This is a genomic window from Pedobacter sp. (genome assembly GCF_045628745.1).
Taxonomy (GTDB): Bacteria; Bacteroidota; Bacteroidia; order Sphingobacteriales; family Sphingobacteriaceae; genus Pedobacter.
The window spans coordinates 1-4,515 of record NZ_JAZQPU010000451.1 but is presented as its reverse complement, the minus strand read 5'-3'; the positions used below and the strand labels follow the sequence as shown (position 1 = coordinate 4,515).

Below are 4,515 nucleotides of genomic sequence, written 5' to 3'. Positions count from 1 at the left end.
GGTGAGCTGTACTCCGAGCCAAAATGAGAATGAATTAAAACTAACAGAATCTCCAGGATGATTGCCCACTCACCTTCAACCGCCGCCCAGAGTCCGCCAACAAGCTTGAATAAATAATACAGCAAGCTCGTCACCAGGAATCATAATGGTTAGACCATCATACCCACGCCAGCCGATTGGGAGCTGGCATGTACAAAGCTATTGAATGATGAAGAGATGATATGGCGCTGGCTAGACCGGCTGCTAGGATCCTTCTGTTGCATGAGCATTGCTGTTTTGCGGCTCATAGGGATACCTTATTTCGGGAGTTCAGGATTATTCAAAAGAGTATGGGGAGGTAGACCGATGGCAGGATAAGTGTATAAGGATGAATGAGGAAAGGGAGAGAAGTACGAGAGTACGTAATATTTAATAATGAGGACGGGGAGTAGGCGTGGGGAGGATGATATGATAGATGAGAAATTCAACAAATGAACAAAGCCGACGTCTGCCTGCTATATGTGATTTCAGCATTTGTGCTGTACACCACCACTTCAGCTTGAATCTTGAAGCTGGCCAATGGCTGCTCCTTTCCCAACGAACTGAGCAACTTCTCCCACTTGGCGCCAGTGCGCTTCTGGCGGCTAACTTAGGGGGCCGCTCCTCTCACGTCAGCCGCGCCGTCCTCTAAATCCTCGCCATCTATCCACCAATCGTCCTTGACGATTCGCTTGCCAATATCAAGTCGTTCGCACCTGCTTACGTCACAAACCGCCTGGCTGCCTAGTCATGCAGTGTTCTTTCCTTCATCAACCAGCCGCTCCTCCCTCATCAACCGTTGCTTCCTTCCTTCGTCGCATTCGACCTTTCCGCCCCGAGCCAAGTCACCCCTTCCATAAACGCGATCGAAGTCGAGCGTTCCTTCTTCACCAATCCCTATTACAGCACAAGTGCGTCACTCCTTCCTCGCAACACCCTCGCGCCTACTTCCTGAACCAGTTGCGCCTTCCCCGATGCACCCATCAAAACCCCCTCCATCGTCCCTTCCCATCAAAAGTTGATCTTTCAGCCTCGCGTGAGAAAACTTTAGATAAGTTTTACGCGGTCGCACCCCACAATAAAAATTGCTTTCTTGGCTCAGTTGGTAGAGCGTAGGTCTCATATGATTTCTATATGACAACCCGATAGACGAGTTGGTAATCCTAAGGTCGTGAGTTCGAGCCTCACAGAGAGCATTTATTTTTTGTTTTGGGGGATCACTGCACAAGGGAAGGAGTGACATGGTGGGCATAAGTTTAGTTTTTAGTGAGTATAAAGCAGTAACACAAGATCTTCAGAGCAGTTTGTACTATCATATTAAGAATGGTGGAAGGCTTTATATTACCACAGATAGATGGTCAGCTTGAAATTATAAGAAGTATGCAGCTATAACCATTTACTAGATCAATCTTGACTGAGAGTTAAAAGATATGATGCTGGATATTATGCATCTAGTAGAGCCTATATATAACAGAGAGTATCTCACATGTATTCTATTTAAAATAATGGAAGACTAAGATATTACCAAAGCTATCTTCACCACTTGTGATAATGCCACAAATAATATAGTTATACTGAGACACTTCCAAGCTGCTACTAGATAAAAAAGCTACTTGCTTTTGTACTTTTGGCCATTTAAAGCATTTAAGGGTAATGTATATTGCATTACTCATATTATAAACTTAGCTATATAAGCTATACTTAAAGCCTTAAAGGCTAATTCTAAAGAGTATCTAAGCAGCTGCTAAGCTGCTATTTTGATAAGGGCTACACCTACATTCTAACTTATTTTTAAGCCTGATATAAGGATTGTAGTTAGTATAGCAAAAATGAGACAATATATTTATCTATTCAAAAACAAAAATAGTAGAGAGATGGCTTACAATGACAAATTACATTATATAAGCTTTTAGAAATAGAGCTCAAGCTTGACATGCTAGTGCAATAAAGCTCAATATGAGATGCTTTGAGGCTACTTTTTACTTTCAAAGATTGATTATATTATATTATCTATCTCAGATTTTAAACAATGAGCATTTAAGGTATTCAGCTGACCAATACTGATTAGTCTACTTTTAAGTGTCTAAAGTAGCTGTTTATAATCTTTGTTTGTGTCCATAGTATAGATGCAAATTAGTATTCACCTTACTTTGAATGCAGTCCTGCTTTAGTATGTAAGGATAATTAATAAACTCATGGCTAAGATAGAAGATACAAGATATCCTTAACAATTTCAGCAGCATATAAAGCAGCTCTTGCAAAGCTTATTGAGTACTAAACATTAGCAAAAAATCAGACTCAAAGTCATTCAAATGTGGCAATAGTCTTTGATCTAAGGATGAACCTTTATGCTTTTAATGCTATGTTTCCCTTAATCAAAGATATAAATCAAATTAAAAGAGCTAAATGACAGTTTCATAATGTGTAGTCACACTATTTTAATTATTAAAGAGAGCTAGATGCTACTGCTTTAGAGAAAGTTGACTTAAATTTTAAAATCCCAAATCAGGAAGCAAACTCAAACAATGACATATATAGTACTTATAATGTGGCAGCTGAAGTTGAGTACACTTATTGGGTAAAAGAAAAGCAAGCAAGTTGAAGCACAGATGTACTAGCATACTAGAACTCAAAGCAGTTTGAATACCCAGTCATAGCTCAGATAGCTAAAGACTACTTAGCTATTCTGGTGACTTTGGCTCCTTTAGAGCAGGTATTCAGTTAATATAGTGATTTATTTACTATAAAGTAGAATTATATGATATTTGACACTCAGATATCACTTCTGCCTAAAGAGCTGGGGTCTAAATAGTCTCTTCAAGTAGCTAGGAGCAAGTTTTGTTTTTGGCATAAGCTAGGCATTACCGTTCTCAAATTACAATATCCACTCTATTTATCTGAAATACCCATGTAATCCGGATAATTATCCCTCAATTATCCCTAGATATAAATATCTATCCATCAAGGTCAAGATGCTATCCAGATATACAGATACTCCACGTTGATTCTTATGCTCAATTCTGACTCCGTCTCAACAGTCTAGCTCTTGTGGTTACCAGAGGTATGAGGCTAGAAGGAGGGTGCTGATGAAAGCACGAAAGTGGCAAGATAACCTAGCATGCATTGCGCGTCGGTCGGACAGATTCTCCTATAAAAAACAGAGATTGGCCATTTGTTTAACTTGATGATTGGCAAACTCGATACCTACATGATCTATATATACTGGGAAGATTCTCTACCTTGGCGGTTCAAAGTAAAGCCGCCTACCCACCCTCTTCACTTGTCTAAGTGCTCATGTGAATAGCTCGTATCAAGTCCAGTTCTAGCGGGCTATGTAAACCCTGCCTCCATATCCTGATTCCCTCTTCATCAACTATTTGATATGTCTTCACCTAACAAATGAGCAAGTGCTGTACTTAAGCTCCATTCCTACCATGGATCATCAATCATCCTTCTTTCGGTTACCTGAGGCGTGAGGTTGGGTCATGTTGAGCGCAGGAGTGGCAGCAAGATTATTGGATGTGCATTCTGCTGCGCCTCATCGTCGTGCCTGGCCGTTGTTGTCATGAGCCTGGTTTTACATTTAGCCTGGTGAGGAAAATCTTTAGCTTCAACGGTGCAGGCCTCAATAGGACAAACCTCGCATAAGAAACTGAGCTTGGCCATTTATTGTAGTTTGATGATAAGGAACCACGTGCCCCTCCTTTCCGCTTACTGAAACCCTGGAGTGAATAATTCCTTCCAAGTCCACATTTAACGAGCTATAAGAGCCCCGCGCTCCGCCAATTTCATTACTCCTCTTCATCAAACTATTTGGTATGTCTTCACCCAGCAGATGGAACTGCTACTGTGCTTGAGCTCAACTATGCTGCGGCTGTGGTTACGATGAGGCGTGAGACTGGCTGATGCTGAGTGCGCGAGAGGCAGCGAGAGCAACGAGGATGTGCTTTGCTGCTGCAAAGGGTTGTGCATGGATTGTTGTCGTCATTAGACTTAACCGCGTGAATTATATACCGGTGATGACTTGTAGTTGCTGTGTGGTTTTCAATCTGCTAAACGCGTCGTCTATGCGGGACACGAAGTGCTCCATAGCAGCCACGCTCGTTCGTCAATTACTGGGTGATAGATTAAGAGGTTGGGACTCCGCAAGATCATTTATATGCACGAAACTTCTTGGCGTTGGCAGTTGGCACTTATCGCATGAGGCGTCCGGAATCGCATAAGCAAAGCCTAAGACATAGTCATTGCGCTACTTGAATTCTGATTTGGTATTATGCAGCAATTGGTGTCTTACATCTTTGTGATATTCTTCCTTCCTGCTCATCCTCTTTATCATCGTCGGTATGTTGGCTGTAACTTCATCCATTCTAAGAATGTTTGGTCATCATACCTTTAGGCAGACAATCCACGCTTCTCACTCTCCGAGAAGAAGATGACCATGCGCCACAACTTCTTCACTAGCACCTCAGCCTCCTCATCAAGCGCCTAATCATTGTT

General features: G+C 41.7%; 1 protein-coding gene and 1 tRNA gene. One reads left to right on the top strand and one right to left on the bottom strand.

Features of this window, described 5'->3' with window-relative positions; all coding sequences use genetic code 11:
• Positions 1–1,105: 1,105 nt before the first annotated feature.
• A tRNA-OTHER gene (locus tag ACR2F7_RS16330) sits at positions 1,106–1,214 on the top strand.
• A 2,287-nt stretch (positions 1,215–3,501) separates the two neighbouring features.
• Here the strand turns inward: ACR2F7_RS16330 and ACR2F7_RS16325 are convergent.
• Positions 3,502–3,684, bottom strand: coding sequence for a hypothetical protein (locus ACR2F7_RS16325; RefSeq protein WP_432714607.1), 183 nt, complete (start codon positions 3,682–3,684; stop codon positions 3,502–3,504).
• Between the last annotated feature and the right edge of the window lie 831 nt (positions 3,685–4,515).